Origin of the sequence: Silanimonas sp. (assembly GCF_044377035.1) — a bacterium.
GTDB lineage: Bacteria > Pseudomonadota > Gammaproteobacteria > Xanthomonadales > Xanthomonadaceae > Silanimonas.
The window spans coordinates 122,254-137,878 of record NZ_JBILJW010000003.1 but is presented as its reverse complement, the minus strand read 5'-3'; the positions used below and the strand labels follow the sequence as shown (position 1 = coordinate 137,878).

At 67.0% G+C, this 15,625-nt stretch carries 13 protein-coding genes; 4 read left to right on the top strand and 9 right to left on the bottom strand.

Annotation, left to right across the window (positions count from 1 at the left end; translation table 11 throughout):
* Positions 1–4 precede the first annotated feature (4 nt).
* Genes ACIQ6S_RS02610 through ACIQ6S_RS02600 form a run of 3 tightly spaced genes read left to right on the top strand, consistent with a single transcriptional unit; the run spans position 5 to position 3,145 of the window.
* Positions 5–691, top strand: coding sequence for an ABC transporter ATP-binding protein (locus tag ACIQ6S_RS02610; RefSeq protein ID WP_397607050.1), 687 nt, complete (start codon positions 5–7; stop codon positions 689–691).
* 13 nt (positions 692–704) lie between these two features.
* Entirely contained in the window at positions 705–1,973 is a 1,269-nt protein-coding gene (locus ACIQ6S_RS02605) for an ABC transporter permease (RefSeq protein ID WP_397606986.1), read from the top strand.
* Positions 1,970–3,145, top strand: a complete 1,176-nt coding sequence (locus ACIQ6S_RS02600; RefSeq protein WP_397606985.1) for an ABC transporter permease — start codon at positions 1,970–1,972, stop codon at positions 3,143–3,145. Before ACIQ6S_RS02605 ends, ACIQ6S_RS02600 begins: the two co-directional genes overlap by 4 nt.
* Before the next feature lie 174 nt (positions 3,146–3,319).
* On the opposite strand, the gene ACIQ6S_RS02595 is transcribed toward ACIQ6S_RS02600, so the two are convergent.
* A complete protein-coding gene (locus tag ACIQ6S_RS02595) occupies positions 3,320–3,622 on the bottom strand; it encodes a hypothetical protein (RefSeq protein WP_297877083.1) in 303 nt (100 codons plus the stop codon).
* 98 nt (positions 3,623–3,720) lie between these two features.
* Between ACIQ6S_RS02595 and ACIQ6S_RS02590 the strand changes: the two genes are divergently transcribed.
* Positions 3,721–4,434, top strand: coding sequence for a YafY family protein (locus ACIQ6S_RS02590; RefSeq protein WP_297867062.1), 714 nt, complete (start codon positions 3,721–3,723; stop codon positions 4,432–4,434).
* A gap of 100 nt (positions 4,435–4,534) precedes the next feature.
* Here ACIQ6S_RS02590 and ACIQ6S_RS02585 read toward each other — a convergent pair whose 3' ends face one another.
* From ACIQ6S_RS02585 to ACIQ6S_RS02550, 8 genes are all read right to left on the bottom strand, one after another.
* Entirely contained in the window at positions 4,535–8,131 is a 3,597-nt protein-coding gene (locus tag ACIQ6S_RS02585; RefSeq protein WP_397606984.1) for an ABC transporter permease/M1 family aminopeptidase, read from the bottom strand.
* A 12-nt stretch (positions 8,132–8,143) separates the two neighbouring features.
* A complete protein-coding gene (locus ACIQ6S_RS02580) occupies positions 8,144–9,022 on the bottom strand; it encodes an ABC transporter ATP-binding protein (protein ID WP_297867060.1) in 879 nt (292 codons plus the stop codon).
* A gap of 158 nt (positions 9,023–9,180) precedes the next feature.
* Entirely contained in the window at positions 9,181–10,068 is an 888-nt protein-coding gene (gene yedA / locus ACIQ6S_RS02575) for a drug/metabolite exporter YedA (RefSeq protein ID WP_397606983.1), read from the bottom strand.
* Positions 10,069–10,084: 16 nt separating this feature from the next.
* A complete protein-coding gene (locus ACIQ6S_RS02570; protein ID WP_397606982.1) occupies positions 10,085–12,283 on the bottom strand; it encodes a carboxy terminal-processing peptidase in 2,199 nt (732 codons plus the stop codon).
* Between the two features lie 69 nt (positions 12,284–12,352).
* Positions 12,353–13,348: a lipoyl synthase gene (gene lipA / locus ACIQ6S_RS02565; RefSeq protein ID WP_397606981.1), complete on the bottom strand. Its 996-nt coding sequence runs from the start codon at positions 13,346–13,348 to the stop codon at positions 12,353–12,355.
* Positions 13,349–13,364: 16 nt separating this feature from the next.
* Positions 13,365–14,042 (bottom strand): lipoyl(octanoyl) transferase LipB, encoded by a 678-nt coding sequence (gene lipB, locus ACIQ6S_RS02560; RefSeq protein WP_397606980.1) that lies wholly within the window; start codon positions 14,040–14,042, stop codon positions 13,365–13,367.
* Complete coding sequence (locus ACIQ6S_RS02555) at positions 14,030–14,308, bottom strand: DUF493 family protein (protein ID WP_297877078.1); 279 nt, start codon at positions 14,306–14,308, stop codon at positions 14,030–14,032. The genes lipB and ACIQ6S_RS02555 overlap by 13 nt, the downstream gene beginning before the upstream one ends.
* A 15-nt stretch (positions 14,309–14,323) precedes the next feature.
* Complete coding sequence (locus ACIQ6S_RS02550; protein WP_397606979.1) at positions 14,324–15,577, bottom strand: D-alanyl-D-alanine carboxypeptidase family protein; 1,254 nt, start codon at positions 15,575–15,577, stop codon at positions 14,324–14,326.
* Between the last annotated feature and the right edge of the window lie 48 nt (positions 15,578–15,625).

The following is a 15,625-nucleotide window of genomic DNA, read 5'->3' as shown; positions in this document are numbered from 1 at the left end:
GTCGATGTTCCCGCTGGTCGAGATCCGCGACCTCACCAAGACCTACGTGCGCGGCAAGCAGCGCGTCGAGGTGCTGCACGGCATCCAGCTCGAGATCCCGGAGGGCGATTTCGTCGCGCTGATGGGGCCATCCGGCTCGGGAAAAACCACCCTGCTCAACCTGATCGGCGGCATTGATTCACCCACCTCTGGGGTGTTGAAGGTCGGCGGCCAGCGCATCGACGACTACGGCGCCGACGAGCTCGCGAAGTGGCGTGCCGAAACGGTGGGCTTCATCTTCCAGAGCTACAACCTGATGCCGGTGCTCAGCGCGCAGAAGAACGTCGAGCTGCCCCTGCTGCTCACCGAGATGGGCGCGGCCGAGCGCGCCAAGCGTGCCCGCATCGCGCTGGACCTCGTCGGCATCGGCGATCGCGCCGGCCACAAGCCGAACGAACTCTCCGGCGGCCAGCAGCAGCGCGTGGCCATCGCCCGCGCCCTGGTCAGCGACCCCACCCTGCTGATCTGCGACGAGCCCACCGGCGACCTCGACCGCAAGACCGCCGACGAGGTGCTGCGCCTGCTGCAGCGCCTCAACTCGGAATTCGGCAAGACCATCATCATGGTCACCCACGACCCGAAGGCCGCCGAGTACGCCAAGCGCACCGTGCACCTCGACAAGGGCGCGTTGGTGAAGGAGGCCGCGCACTGAGCGCGGGCATCCCATGCTGAAGTACGTCGGGCTCGTGCTTTCGGGCCTCACCCGCAAGAAGCTGCGCACCACCCTCACCTTCCTCTCGCTGGCGGCAGCGTTCACGCTGCTGGGCCTGCTGCAGGCGGTCGGCGTGCTGTTCTCTGGCGCGTCGGACTTCTTGGGGGCGAGCCGCCTTATCACACAGGCTTCGACGTCTTTCACCCAACCGTTGCCCATGCGAATGATGGGGATCATCGAGTCGGTCGACGGCATCGATGCGGTGTCGCATTCCCAGTTTTTCGGCGGGCAGTACGGCGAGGCACGAGGCTTCTTCCCGCAGTTTGCTGTCAATCCGCGACTGCTGAAGGCAACGTACTCCGAATGGGTGATGCCTGACGATCAATGGCGCGCTTTCCAGCTGACTCGCGATGGCGCGATCGTCGGCAGGAACATTGCCGAGCAGTACGGATGGAAGATCGGTGACGTCGTCCCGCTCAACAGCTTCATTTGGACGAAGTCGGATGGCTCCAGGCTTTGGGAGTGGCGAATCGTCGGAATCTTTGACGGCAAAGACGACGAGTGGCAGAAACGCACCAGCCTGATGTACCTGAACTACGGCCAGTTTGATGAAGGCCGGGCGCCTGGTGCGCGCGGTTTGGCCGGCGTATTCGTGGTCCGCGTCACTGACCCCAGCAACGCGGAGAAGGTGGCTGCAGCCATCGATGCCAAGTTCGCGAACTCTTCCGACGAGACCAAGACGCAGAGCGAGCAGGAGTTTCAGGTCAGTTTTGCTCGCCAACTCGGCAACATCGGACTGATCGTCAATCTGATCACCGGCATGGTGTTTTTCTCCATCCTGTTCTTGACAGGCGTGGCGATGAATCAGGCCGTCAGAGAGCGAATCCCCGAGCTCGCCGTACTCAAGTGCCTTGGATTCAAAGACCGACAGGTGATGTGGCTGGTGCTTTCCGAGTGCTTCGCACTGTGCGTCATCGGTGCCACTGCCGGGATGCTGATCGCCAGCGCCGCAGTGCAGCTCCCGATCATTCAGAGCGCCATTCCTGTGAGCGTCGGCGGAACGGTGTGGTTGGTGGCTGGCGCTTGCGTCATCGCCCTGACACTCCTTGTCGGACTTCCCCCGGCAATGACGGCACAGCGCCTCAAGATCGTGGATGCACTTGCTGGACGGACGGGCGACTCTTCTTTCGAACTTGCCCTTCGCAAGGCCATCGAGTGGCCGGCGATGGGATGGCGATGGGTCATGGGTCGCTCAGTGCGTCCCGCGGAGGCCGACGCATGAGCGCATGGACGCAAGTGCGCGAGATCACATTGATGAACCTGCGCTCGATCCCGGAGCGCCTCGGCCCCTCGCTGGTCATTGTCGTTGGAATCGCCGGCGTCGTTGGCGTCCTGGTGGCGCTGCTGTCGATGGCTACCGGGCTTCGGGAAACGCTGGGCGGGAACGGCCGAACGGATCAGGTGGTCATCGCGCGGGGTGGAAGCAATGGCGAACTCGCCAGTTTCCTCTCGATCGGAAACGCGACCCTGGTCAAGCAGGACCCGGCCATTGCACGGAACGCTGACGGCGCTCCGATAGCCAGCGCAGAGATCATCGTCATTACCGAAGTACGCAAGCCCGGTTCGCGAAACTCAGCGAATGTGTCATTGAGAGGAATTGAACCGATCGGTCTGACGCTTCGAGACGGTTTCCGCCTGACGAGCGGACGGATGTTCCGCCCTGGCGTGCAGGAACTGATTGTTGGAACGGGCGCAGCAGGGCAATTTGAAGGACTAGAGGTTGGGCGCTCGCTGAAGTTCCGCGGCTCGACCTGGGCCATCGTGGGCCACTTCGAAAGTGGAGGCATCTACGATTCTGAGCTCTGGAGCGACGTGCAGACAGTCCAGAGCGCATGGCGGCGCGCTGGCGTTTCGTCCGTACTGGCGCAACTCAAGCGTGAAGGCGATCTACCCGTCATTGCCAAGCGCCTGAAGGACGACCCCCAACTCGACGTCGAAGCGAAGTCCCAGAAGGCCTTCTACACCGGGCAAAGCAGCGCCCTGACAACCGTGATCGGGATCATGGCCGCCATCATCGCCCTGATGATGGCGCTTGGTGCGATCTTCGGCGCGCTAAACACGATGTATGCCGCCGTTTCCGCTCGTACGAGAGAAATCGGCACGCTTCGGGCACTGGGTTTTGGCGCTCTGCCTGTCATCGTTTCGGTGATGGCTGAGTCGCTGATCCTCAGTGTTTCAGGCGGCGTGCTGGGTGCCGTCGTCGCATACATCGCCTTCAACGGATACGCGGTTTCGACGCTTTCCGGCATCAGCCAAGTGGCGTTCCAATTCGCCGTCACGCCGTTGCTCGTGGCGATCGGCCTGTCACTGGCCATTGCCATCGGCTTCATCGGCGGCCTGGCGCCCGCGATCCGCGCGGCGCGGATTCCGGTGACGTCGGCGCTGCGGGAGTAGCGCCGGCGCCACCGGTGTACCACGGGGTCGCCGCCATGGCGCATCGGACCAGCAGGCGGACCGTTACGCTCCCGCACGCTGACCGCAGGTGCCGTTAGGCGACGGCAGCGACCTGCCGTGGCCGGAAAACCGCCTCACTCCCGATGATTGCACCAATGCCTTTCGCGCGAGGCGTCAGGAGACACGCTGGTAGTGCGAGATCCTCAGGAAGTCCAGATCAATCAGGGCGAACACCCCTGCCAACTCCGGCGCATCCTGGGACCTCCGCATCGCGCGCTCCGCCGCTTCGGCGTCCTCCCAAGCGACATGGTCGATCCACCATCCGTTGGCCTCGTCTCGGTACATGGAGCGTGACACATGGCCGGGCTGTGCCCTGATGAAGTCGCCGAGGGTTTCCATCCCTGCCCTCTGGTCAGCAGCGTCGACGCCACTGATGAACCGTAGCAGCGCGATCTCGTGCACCTGTTTGTCGTTCATTGGCTGATTTCTCCGTGTTGGACCGGCGTCATCGCCGGCGCTTGAAGAATCTCCATGGACATGCCAGAAAATGGCATGTTCACTCATGCCAAACGCCAATGAGATCAGAGACCGGCGAGCGTGCGCTCGGACTGCTGCGCTCCCGCGATGACTGGACAGCACCTTCGCTGGCGCACGAATTGGGAGTCAGCGTGCGCACCGTCCACCGGCTGCTCGCGGAATTCAGGGAGCGTGGTTTGCCGATCGAGGCCTCCCGCGGCGCCGGTGGCGGCATCCGACTGGGGTGGACCTACGGCCTCGACGGACTCCGGCTAGGGCACCGGGACACGCTGCAGGTGCTTCTTGCGCTGGCCGTTGCCGAGCGGGTCGGGGGGCCACTCATGACGGCGAGGCTCCCCGCGGTGCGGCAGCGGCTTGGCCTGGCGCTGCCCCAGCAACAGCGAAGCGCCGTTTCCCGACTCAGGCGTCGGGTCCTCGTGGGCGCGTCCGCCTCACCGGCCGTCGCGTCGAAGTACGGAAGCATCAAGCCAAGCATCGCGGTTCGAATCCAGGAGGCATTCCTTGCCCAGCGCGCCCTGCGCATCGCGTATCGGGATGGGTCGGGTGCCACCTCGGCCCGAAAGGTCGAGCCCCACTATCTGTTGTTCAATCCGCCCTGCTGGTACTTGCTGGCATGGGACTCCGGGAAGGATGCCGCCCGTCACTTTCGACTCGATCGCCTGACCGATGCCGGGGTCGCGGAGGAGCCGTTCACCTTGCGCCCGTCGAAACAACTGATGCCCGACGTCGACACGTTCTTCGATGGCCTCTAGGTGCTGCCGATTCCAACGCCAGGGCCTGTTTCGCGCAGTGACCGGAAGGCCGATCAACGCACTTGGAACGGGAGCCCCGAAACGGGGCCCCCGGATCCGATCAGGGCTCGACCACCGCCACCCGCTTGCGGTTGTCAGAAGGCACGCGGTCGATCAGCTTGTTGTAGGGGTCGAAACCCACCTCGTAGGGTGCTTCGTCGACCGTCACAGTGATCGTCGGCTCGGCCTCCGTGATCCGACGCCGCTCGAGGAACAGCACCCGCTCGTCCGCCTCGTCGGCGCCCGGCGCGCGCGCGAACACCGCCACCTCGACCTGGTCATCCATCGGCGCCGGCGTCTCCTTGCCCAGCCCGTCGCTGTAGATCTTTCCGGCCCTGAGCGAGAGAGTGACGTCCCAGCGACCGTCGGCGCGCTTCGTGGCCTTCGCATCGACCACCCGGTTGTCGTAGAAGGTGATCCTCTGGAACAGGTCGGTGATCAGGCTCTGCAGTTCGGGCGACGCCTCGGCGCGGATGTACTCGAGCAGCTCCGCGGAGGTCGTGTAGGGCGGCTGCTGGAAGCCCTTGTCCTGCAGGTAGCGGCGCAGCGCACGATTGAGGGCTTCCTCGCCCATCTCCTCGCGCAGACGATAGAAGACCAGCGAGCCCTTGTTGTAGTGGATGTACCCCTGGTTCTCGACGCGGTACAGCGGCAGTTCCTCCACCAGTTCGCCGCCGCGCCGGTCGAGGTAGTTGTCCAGCTCATACCTGAGGAACCGACGCATCTTGTCACGGCCGTACTTCTTCTCCATCACCATCAGCGCCGAGTACTGCGACAGCGACTCGCTGAGCATGACCGAGCCCTGCACGTCGGCACCGATCACCTGGTGCGCCCACCACTGATGCGCCACTTCGTGCGAAGTCACGTAGTAGACGTAGTCGATGGCGTCCTCGTCGCGCAGGTCGGCGATGAAGCCGATCGACTCCGAGAACGGGATGGTGTTGGCGAAGCTCTGCGCGAAGCGCTCATAACGCGGGAACTCGATGATCCGTACCTGCTTGTGCTGGTAGGGAGTGAAGTTCGCAGTGAAATAGTCGAGCGAGTCCTTCGTCGCCTCGATCATGCGATCGACGTTGTATGAATGGGCGGGGTGGTAGTAGACCTCGACCGGGATCCCGTTCCACGTGTCACGCTTCACCTCCCAGCGCGCCGAAAGCCAGGCGGCGAACGGCAGCATGGGGCGGTCCATCGCGTAGGCGAAGCAGCGACGGCCGTTCTCCTCCGTCTCGGCCTCGAGGTAACCCGGCGCCAGCGCGATCTGGTCGGGCGACGTGCAGACCTTGGTGCGGAAGTCGATCCAGTCGGCGTCGTCGCTGATGTAGGTGTTGGCGCGTGCCGCCTCGTCCTCCAGCTTCGCCATCCGCGGCACCTCGCCCAGCCCGCGCTCGCGGCGTTCGTTGCGGTCGACGATCTGCATCCCGGTGCTGTAGCCGAAAGTCGGCAGAACACCGGAGTTGAAGAACGTGCCGTTGCCGACCACCTGGGTCTGCAGCACGTTGTTGCCGAAGCCGCGCTCGGCGGCGCGCACCTCGAAGCGCAGGGTCATCTCGGCCCCCGGCGCCATCGGCTCGCGCAGGCGGTAGATGCGGTAGCCCAGGGGTTCGTCGAAGCGCTCGAGTTCGTGTGGCGCGAAGTCGATCGAGGCCAGCTCGATCCCACGCGTGGTCAGCACGTGGAAGGCCTCGATCGGGACCTTGTGCTGGTTCACCAGCCGGTAGCTGCCGCGGATCGTGACGCTGCGCGTCTCGGGACGGATGTCGACCTCGGTGTCGATGGCCTTGATGCGCGGCTGGGGCAGGCCGGCGTACTGCGCGTACTCCTTTTCGTAGCGGGCCTGAAGATCGAGCGCGGTGTCGCCGGACATGTAGTCGTTGACCACGTTGGTGTTCCAGAACACCCAGCCGCCGACCCCGGCCCAGGCTGCGACGGCGACGGCCAGTGCCGTGCCCAGCGGCCCACGCAGTCGTTGGGCCGCATGCCGCCGCCGCTCGCGGCCGGACGGCGCGGTGCCGCGTACCCAGAACGCAGCCGCCAGCAGCAGCAGCGAAACCACGAACATCAGCCAGTAGACCGAGAACCAGGCCCAGCCCGTCAGGTAGTGGCCGAAGCCATTCATGTCGGAATAGGTCGGCGTCGGCGCGCTCGCGAACTGCACCAGGTTGTGGTCGACATCGACCACGCCCAGCACGATCTGCGAGACATAGATGAGGATCACGGCCAGGTAGCCCGCGAACTTGTTGTTCGTGAAGACCTGCACGGCCACGCCGAGCAGGCCCATCAGCACGAAGGGCACCGCGGCGATCGCAAGCGACGCCGCATACACGCCGGGCTCGAAGTGGGTATAGCCGCGCATCAACTGGAAGCCCATGCCGGCCAGCACCCCGGCCGTGCTGAACACCGCCACCACCGCCAGCACCGCGCCGCACTTCGCGGCCAGCGGCACCCAGTCGGGGACCGGCAAGGCATCGGACACGTCGCTGATCTTCGCCTGCCGCTCCTTCCACACCAGCTCGCCGGCGTAGAACGTCACGACCAGGAACAGGAAAAGAGCCATGCTGCCCTGCAGCGCCTCCACCATCAGGTAGGACACTGGGAAGACCTTGGCGCCAAACATGGTGTCGATGAACTGCGCCGCACCAAAGAAGTTCACCACCGCGAACACCAGCATCACGAGGAAGGGCACGCTGCGCAGCACGCCCCAGGTGTCGAAGCGAAGCAGGCGCCAGAACTGGGAGAGCGCAGTACGCAGGGTGAAGGCGCGTGGCGGATGCGCAGCGATCGCGTGCGGCTTTGTGGTCGCTGCCGGCGTCGCCTGCGCGACGGACCCCTTGCGCTTCGAGGTACGCCCCGACCCCGTGCCGGCGCGCATCGGCTTGAACAGCGCATAGGTCGCACCCAGCAGCGACAGCGCCACCGTACCCCACAGCGCACGGTTGGCGATGAGGTATCCCGTCAGTTCCGGCAGGCGGGTGTTCTGCTCCTCGACCGACCAGTAGCGCACCGCGCGGCCCATCGCACGCAGCCCGAAGGGATCGATCAGTGCGGCGATCCAAGCGTTGTCGATGTCGCTGGTCAGGTTGCCGGCCACGATCCACAAGACGAAGAACGCAAGGACGCCTACATAGACCATCAGCAGGCTTCGCGTGACCGCGGCCAACAGCGCCAGCAGCGCACCGCCGAACAGCAGGTTCGGCAACACCAGCACCGCGAACGACCACAGGAAGGGATCGAGCGAGAAGGTGCCGAGGCGCTGGGGGTCGATCCAGGGCATGAACTGGCCGGCGATCATGCCGATCGCCACGGCGACGAAGATCGCGAGGCAAGCCACCAGTCCTGCAGCGAAACGCCCAAATAGATAGTCGGCCTTCCGCATCGGGGTGGCGAAGAACAGTTCGGCCGTTCCGAACTCATGGTCGCGCAGCAGGCCGTTGGCGATGAACAGCACGATCAGGAACAGCCCCAGCAGGCTGAACACGCCGAGCATGTTGGCGATCACGGTCGGCGCATTGCGATGCACATTGCCGATCGCACTGCCGACCTGGATCGCGTCGGACGACGTCGCGCCGAAGGCGAGCAGACCGAAGACCACGGCCACCAGCCACAGCAAGGGGGAACTGAGCTGGTAGCGCAGCTCGAAGCGGAAGAATTCACCGAACATGGGTGCGCTCCCTCAGGCGGCCTGCGCATGCTGGCGCAGGCGCTGGAAGTAGACGTCCTCGAGGTCCGGCGCGATCTTCGTGAACCCGGCTTCCGGCTGGGACTCCGCGTAGACATGGATCACCGGCTGGCCACCGACCAGACGCGTGGAGAGCACGTCGAAGCGCGCCTGGTAGTCGGCCAGCGTGGACTTGTTGACGGTCGCCTTCCACACCCGGTCGTTGAGGGCCTCGATGGCCTCCTGCGGGCGGCCGGTCAGCAGCACCGTGCCTCGGCTGATGATCGCCATCCGTGGGCAGAGGTCGGTCACGTCCTCGACGATGTGGGTGGACAGGATCACCACCACCTGCTCACCGATCTCGCTGAGCAGGTTGAGGAAGCGATTGCGCTCCTCGGGGTCGAGGCCGGCGGTCGGCTCATCGACGATCACGAGGCGCGGGTTGCCGATCAGCGCCTGCGCGATGCCGAAACGCTGGCGCATGCCGCCGGAGTAGGTACCGAGCTTCCGTTTGCGGGCGTCCCACAGGTTGGTCTGGTGCAGCAGCGACTCGACCACCTCCCTTCGCTCCTTGCGCTGGCGGTAGCCCTTGAGCGCGGCGAAGTGGTCGAGCAGGTCTTCGGCGCTGACTTTCGGGTACACGCCGAAGTCCTGCGGCAGGTAGCCCAGCGTGCGGCGCACGGCGTCCTTGTCGCGCTGCACGTCGATGCCATCGAAGGTGATCGTGCCCTCGTCGGGGTCCTGCAGGGTGGCGATGGTCCGCATCAGGGACGATTTGCCGGCCCCGTTGGGTCCGAGCAGTCCGAACAGTCCTTTCGGAATGTCGAGCGTGACGTGGTTGATCGCGCGCACGCCGTTGGCGTAGGTCTTCGACAGATCGTGGATGGTCAGCATGGTCTTCCCCGGCAGGATGGGCCGGCGCATTCGGCGCCGTCATGGAACGGGATCATGCTGGTCCCGCTTGACGTCCACGGGCATGTGCGGCAGGTCATGGGGTGACTTTGGTCACGGAGAACGCCTGCGCCGCGGCATCGGGCGGCAAGAAGCGCAGCTCAGCCCCGCTTCGGCGCCCGCGTCACCAGCACTACGCTCGCCAAAATGACGCCCATCGCCAGCCAGGTGTCGGCATCGAAGCGTTCATGCAGCACGACGGTGCCCAGAAGCACCGCGATCGCCGGGTTCACGTAGGCGTACGAGGTGGCCAGCGCCGGGCGCACGTGGTGCAGCAGCCACACGTAGGCCGTGAAGCCGACGATCGAGCCGAACAGCGCGAGGTAGACGAGGGCCAGGGTCGAATCCAGCGGCGGCACGCCGGCGAAGCGCTCGCCGAGCAGTAGCGACGCGATGGCCATCAGCACGCCGCCCGCAAGCATCTGGCCGGCGGCGCTCATGAAGGGCGTGGGCAGGTCCTGGTCGCGGCTCCACACGGAGCCCCAGGCCCACGAGAGCGGCGCGACGATCAGGCAGACCATGCCGAGCCACGAGCCGCGCAGCTCGCTGCCGAAGTTCAGCAGCGCGACGCCGCCGAGGCCGACGACAATCCCCGTCCATTCCAGCGCACCGAGCTTGCGCCCACGCAGGGTGGAGAACACGGCGACGAACAGCGGCATCGAGGCCACCGCAATCGCGGCGAGGCCGCTGCTCACTTCGGTCTGCGCAAGGTTCACCAGCCCGTTGGCGAACAGCACCATGAAGACGCCCATCGCCGCGAGGTTGCGCCACTGCGCGCGGGTCGGCGGCGCCACGCCGCGCCAGCGCAGCACGGCATAGAACAGCGCGCCGGCCGCGAGCATGCGGATCGCGCCCATCGCGAAGGGCGGGTAGCCCTGCACGCCAATGGCGATGGCGAGGTAGGTCGAGCCCCAGACGAGGTAGACCGCCGCGAGCGCGGCGGCAACGGCAAGGCGCGACGGCGCGGCGGCGCTCAAGCGCGCCGCCACGAGTACGCGAGCGGGATCAATCCGCCCAGAGCGTGGCCTGGCGCGACTCCGGCAGCACCTGCGTCGCGAGGCGCTGGTTGCCGGCAAGCAGGCCGAGCGCGTCGGCCAGCACGTGGGCCGACTCGCGCAGCAGCGGGTCGATGTGGTTCTCGGCGGCCTTCTCCTCGGCCACCTGCTCGGCGACATCGCGCTCGTCGGCCTGCAGGCCGTCGTCGGCGCGGTTCGGCAGGCTGTCGTCGAGACCCAGGCGCTTGCGCTCGGCGGTGCGGGCCAGACGCTTTGCCTCGGCTTCTTCGCGCTCGGTGCGGCGGGTGGCCTCGTTGAGCGAGATCGTGCCCTCCTCGCGGTCCTTGCGGAACTCGGCCACGTCGTCGCGCCACCAGCCGAACTCGACGTCCTTGGCGATCCGCGATTCATGCCGCTGCGCCAGCGGCAACAGCATCGGCGCGAAATTGCCGTAGGTGCGATGGGTGGCGGGCTGGATGCGGCTGGCCGGCAGGGCGTTGTCGTAGCTGCTCTCGCCGAACTCGCTGGCATCGAGCGTCACCGGGAATGCGAGGTCGGGCACGACACCATTGAACTGCGTGGTGCCGCCATCGATACGGAAGAACTGCGCAACCGTGAGCTTCAGCTGGCCGAAGCGCGGCTCGCGGGTGTTCTGGAAGCGGTCGAGGTCGATGAGGTTCTGCACCGTGCCCTTGCCGAAGGTGGTCTCGCCGATGATCAGGCCGCGGCCGTAATCCTGGATGGCGGCGGCGAAGATCTCCGAGGCCGAGGCGGAGCTGCGGTCGACCAGCACGGCCAGCGGGCCGTCCCAGGCCACCCCGGCGACGTCGTCGCTCTCGATGCTGATGCGGCCGCCCGCCTCGCGCACCTGCACGACCGGGCCGGTATCGACGAACAAGCCCGTGAGCTCGACGGCTTCGGTCAGCGAGCCACCGCCGTTGCCGCGCAGGTCGACGACCACGCCATCGACCTTCTCGGCCTTGAGTTCGGCGAGCAGCTTGGCGACGTCGTTGGTGGCGGAACGCGCGTCGGCGTCGCCGCGGCGCTTCGCTTCGAAATCGGCATAGAAGGTCGGCAGGCGGATGACGCCGATGCGCTTGCCGTCGGCCTCGATGAGCTGGCGTCGCGCGGCCTGCTCTTCCAGCTTCACGCGGTCGCGGACGATCTCGACGATGCGATGCGCGCCGTCGATGCCGTTCACCGCGGGGATGGTGTCGAGGCGCACCGTGGTGCCCTTGGCGCCGCGCACCAGCTGCACGACGTCGTCGATGCGCCAGCCCATCACGTCGACCATCGGGCCATTGCCCTGCGCCACCGCGACGATGCGATCACCGACGGTGAGCTGGCCGGTCTTCGCGGCCGGGCCGCCCGGAACGAGCGTGCGCACGACCACGTAGTCGTCCTGCGACTGCAGCACCGCGCCGATGCCCTCGAGCGAGAGGCGCATCGACATATTGAAGTTCTCGGCGCTGCGCGGGCTCATGTAGCCGGTGTGCGGATCGATCGACTCCGTGTAGGCGTTCATGAAGGTCTCGAACGCGTCCTCGGGCTTCAGCTGGTTCACGCGCGTGGCCATCTGCGCGTAGCGGCGGTCGAGCGTGCGACGGATCTCCTCCGGCGCGCGGCCGGCCAGCTTCAGGCGCAGCCAGTCGTTCTTGACGTACTTCTCCCACAGCGCGTCGAGCTCGGCGCTGTCCCTGGCCCAGGCGGCGTCCTCGCGCTCGTAGCGCCACACCTCGTCGCCGCTGAAGTCGAAATCGCCCCTCAGGCGTTCACGGGCGAAGGCCACGCGCTCGGAGACGCGCAGCATGTAGCGGGTGTAGAGGTCGAAGGCCGGCTGCAGGCTCTGGCCCTTGATGGCGTCGTCGAAGCGGCGCTCGTTCTTCTGGAAGGCGTCGATGTCCGACTGCTTGAAGAACAGCTTCTGGCCGTCGAGGCTCTCGAGGTAGCGCGTGAAGATGGCGCTGCTCAGGGCATCGTCGAGCGGCTTCGGCGCGTACGCGTAGCGGCTGTCGGAGAGCACGCCGTAGACCATGCGGGCGGCGCCCTGCTGGTCGACGGTGGGGCGGAAGGCCGGGGTCGCGTTGGCCGCTGCAGGCGCCGCCGGGGCCGCAGCGGCACTGCCGGTGGCGACCTGGGGCGACAGGGCCGCGCCGGCGAGGGCCAGCGGCAGGGCAAGGGCGAGTACGAGGGGCAGCGGCTTCAGCATGGGATTTGGTCCGTCCGTTCGATGCAGCATGCCGCGGTTGGGCGGCCGGTCAATGTGCCGGACGTCGCATCAGGCGATGACGCCGGCCTCCGCCGCCGAACGGTCGGCGTGGTAGGACGAGCGCACCATCGGCCCGGAAGCGACATGGCTGAAACCCAGACCGTAGCCGAAGGCCTCGAGTTCCTTGAATTCTTCCGGCGTCCAGTAGCGCATCACGGGATGGTGATGCGGCGTGGGCTGGAGGTACTGGCCGATGGTGATCATGTCGACATCGTGGGCGCGGAGGTGCTCGAGGCACTCCTTCACCTGGTCCATGTCCTCGCCGAGGCCGAGCATGATGCCGCTCTTGGTCGGCACCGACGGATGCTGGGCCTTGAAGCGCTGCAGCAGCTGCAGCGACCAGTCGTAGTCGGCACCCGGGCGTACGTTCGGGTACAGCGGGCGGACGGTCTCGAGGTTGTGGTTGAAGACGTCCGGCGGGTTCGTCGCGAGGATCTCGAGCGCGCGGTCCATGCGGCCCTTTCCGCGGAAGTCGGGCGTGAGGATCTCGATCTTCAGCGCCGGCGAGAGAACGCGGGCCTCGCGGATGCAGTCGGCGAAATGCTGGGCGCCGCCGTCGCGCAGGTCGTCGCGGTCCACCGAGGTGATCACCACGTACTTCAAGCGCATATCGGCAATCGTCTGCGCGAGCTTCAGCGGCTCCGAGGCATCCGGCGGCTTCGGCCGGCCGTGGGCGACGTCGCAGAAGCTGCAGCGGCGCGTGCAGACCTCGCCGAGGATCATGAAGGTGGCGGTGCCGTGGCTGAAGCACTCGTGGATGTTCGGGCAGCTCGCCTCTTCGCAGACGGTGACGAGCGAGTTCTCGCGCAGCTTCGACTTCAGCTGCTGCACCGCGTTGCCTGCCGGGATGCGCACGCGGATCCAGCTCGGCTTGCGCAGCTTCGGCGCCTCGTCGAACTGGACCGGGCTCTTGCCGATCTTGTCGCCGCCGAGCTGCTTCTTGCCCGCTTCGAGCGCGTCGGGCGTCAACACGGTGAGCGGGATGGTCTTGGTCGGCGTGGACATGGTTCGGGTCGCGTCGTCAGGGATGGGCGGGCGCCGCGCCGAGATCCGGCAGGTCGTCGCGCCACTCGGCGGCAAGGCCGAGCTGTCGGCAGAGATGGGGCACCAGCACGTCGGCCACAAGGCGCAGCTCACCGGGGCCACCGCAGTCTAGCAGCGTGGTCACGGGCTGCCCGGCGTAACCGCAGGGGTTGATGCGCTGGAAGGGTTCGAGGTCCATCGCGATGTTGAACGCCAGGCCGTGGAAGCTGCATCCACGCCGCACGCGCAGGCCCAGGGCCGCGATCTTCGCTCCATCCGACGTGTACACGCCGGGCGCACCGTCCTTGCGGAAGGCGGCGAAGCCGTAGGTGGCGCAGGTGTCGATGATGGCCTGCTCGATGCGCTCGACCAGCGCCTTCACGCCGATACCGAGCCGCCGCAGGTCCACCAACGGATAGGCCACCAGCTGGCCGGGGCCGTGGTAGGTCACTTGGCCGCCGCGATCGACGGGAATCACCGGGATGTCGCCGGCCGCCAGCACGTGCTCGGGCTTGCCGGCCTGGCCGAGCGTGAAGACCGGGTCGTGTTCGACCAGCCAGAGTTCGTCGACGGTCTCCGCGCCGCGCTGGTCGGTGAGCGCCTGCATGGCGCGCCACACCGGCGCATAGGCCTGCCGGCCCAGCCAGCGGACGCGCACCGGCGTCAGAGCGTCCACTTCACTTCGGGCAGGGCGCGCAGGGTCTCGTGGGCTTTCTCGTAGTCGGCGCGCGTCGCGGCGTCGAAGGCGTAGGTGACGGACACCCAGTTGCCCTTGGCTGACGGCCGGCTGCGGTGGCGCCCGCGATGCACGACGAAGCCGGCGGCCTCCAGCGCGTCAGCCATCTTCACGTCGAGCCCAGCGCCCGCCGCGCCCATCGCGCTGATCTCGAAGGTGCCCGGGAACTGCAGGCCGTGTTCGGGGTTGTCGGAGGTGATCGACATGCGCGCTCCGGCCGATTACTCGGCGTTCCACCACATCAGGAATTCATCGTACATGCGGCCGAAGAAGCCGGCTTCGGCCACCGGCTTCAGCGCCACCAGCGGCGCCGAGGCCACTTCCTTGCCGTCGAGCATCACGCGCACCGTGCCGATGGCCTGGCCCTGCGTGATGGGCGCGACGATCTGCCTCGGCACGTCGATCTGCGGCTTGAGGTCGCCGTAGCGGCCGCGCGGCAGCGTGACCAGCACCGGCGTGGTGACGCCGAGTTCGACGGTCTCCGTTTCGCCCTTGAACAGCGGCTGGGTCGCCAGCGCGGCGCTGCCGCCGAACAGTGCATGGGTCTCGTAGAAGCGGAATCCCCAGTTCAGCAGCGCGAGGTTGTCGCCTTCGCGGATGCGGAAGGCATCGGCGCGCGAGTCGGTCTCGATGCCCATGACCACCGAGATCAGGCGCATGTCGCCGCGCTTGGCCGAAGCCGCGAGGTTGTAGCCGGCGCTGTTGGTGTGGCCGGTCTTGATGCCGTCGACGCTGGGGTCCTTCCACAGCAGGCCGTTGCGGTTGTGCTGGGTGATGCCGTTCCAGGTGAATTCCTTCAGCGAGTGCAGCGCATACGCCTCGGGGAAGTCGCGGATCATCGCGCGGGCCAGCAGGGCCATGTCGCGCGCGCTCACCACCTGGCCTTCGGCGTCGAGGCCGTGGGCGTTGACGAAACGGCTGTTCGTCATGCCGATCTTCGCGGCATAGCTGTTCATCAGGTCGGCGAAGGCCTCCTGCGTGCCGGCCACGTGCTCGGCCATCGCGATCGAGGCGTCGTTGCCGCTCTGCACGACCATGCCCGTGAGCACGGCGTCGAGCGGAGCGCGGGTGTTCACGTCGAAGCCCGAGTAGCTGCCCGCGGTGCCGGCGCCGCCTTCGCGCCAGGCGCGCTCGGAGATCAGCACCTGGTCGTCCTTCTTGATGCGGCCCGCGGCCAGCTCGGCGGCGACGACGTAGGCCGTCATCACCTTGGTCATCGAGGCCGGCGCGCGCGGGGTGTCGATGTCCTTGCCGGCGAGCACCTGGCCGCTGGTGGCGTCCATCAGGATCCAGGCCGCGCCCTGCGAGGCCGGCGCCGGCGGAATCGCCACGGGGGCGGCAGCGGGAACCGGAGCGCTCGGCTGCGGCACCGGGGCGGCCACTGGCTGGGGCACCGGCTGCGGCGTGGGCGTTTGGGCGACGGCGAACGTGGCGGCGACGATCAGGGGAAGCGCGAGCAGGGACGGGCGACGCATGGGACGACAGGACTCCGGAGTGCGGGGCGCGCGGTGGTCGCGCGTGGA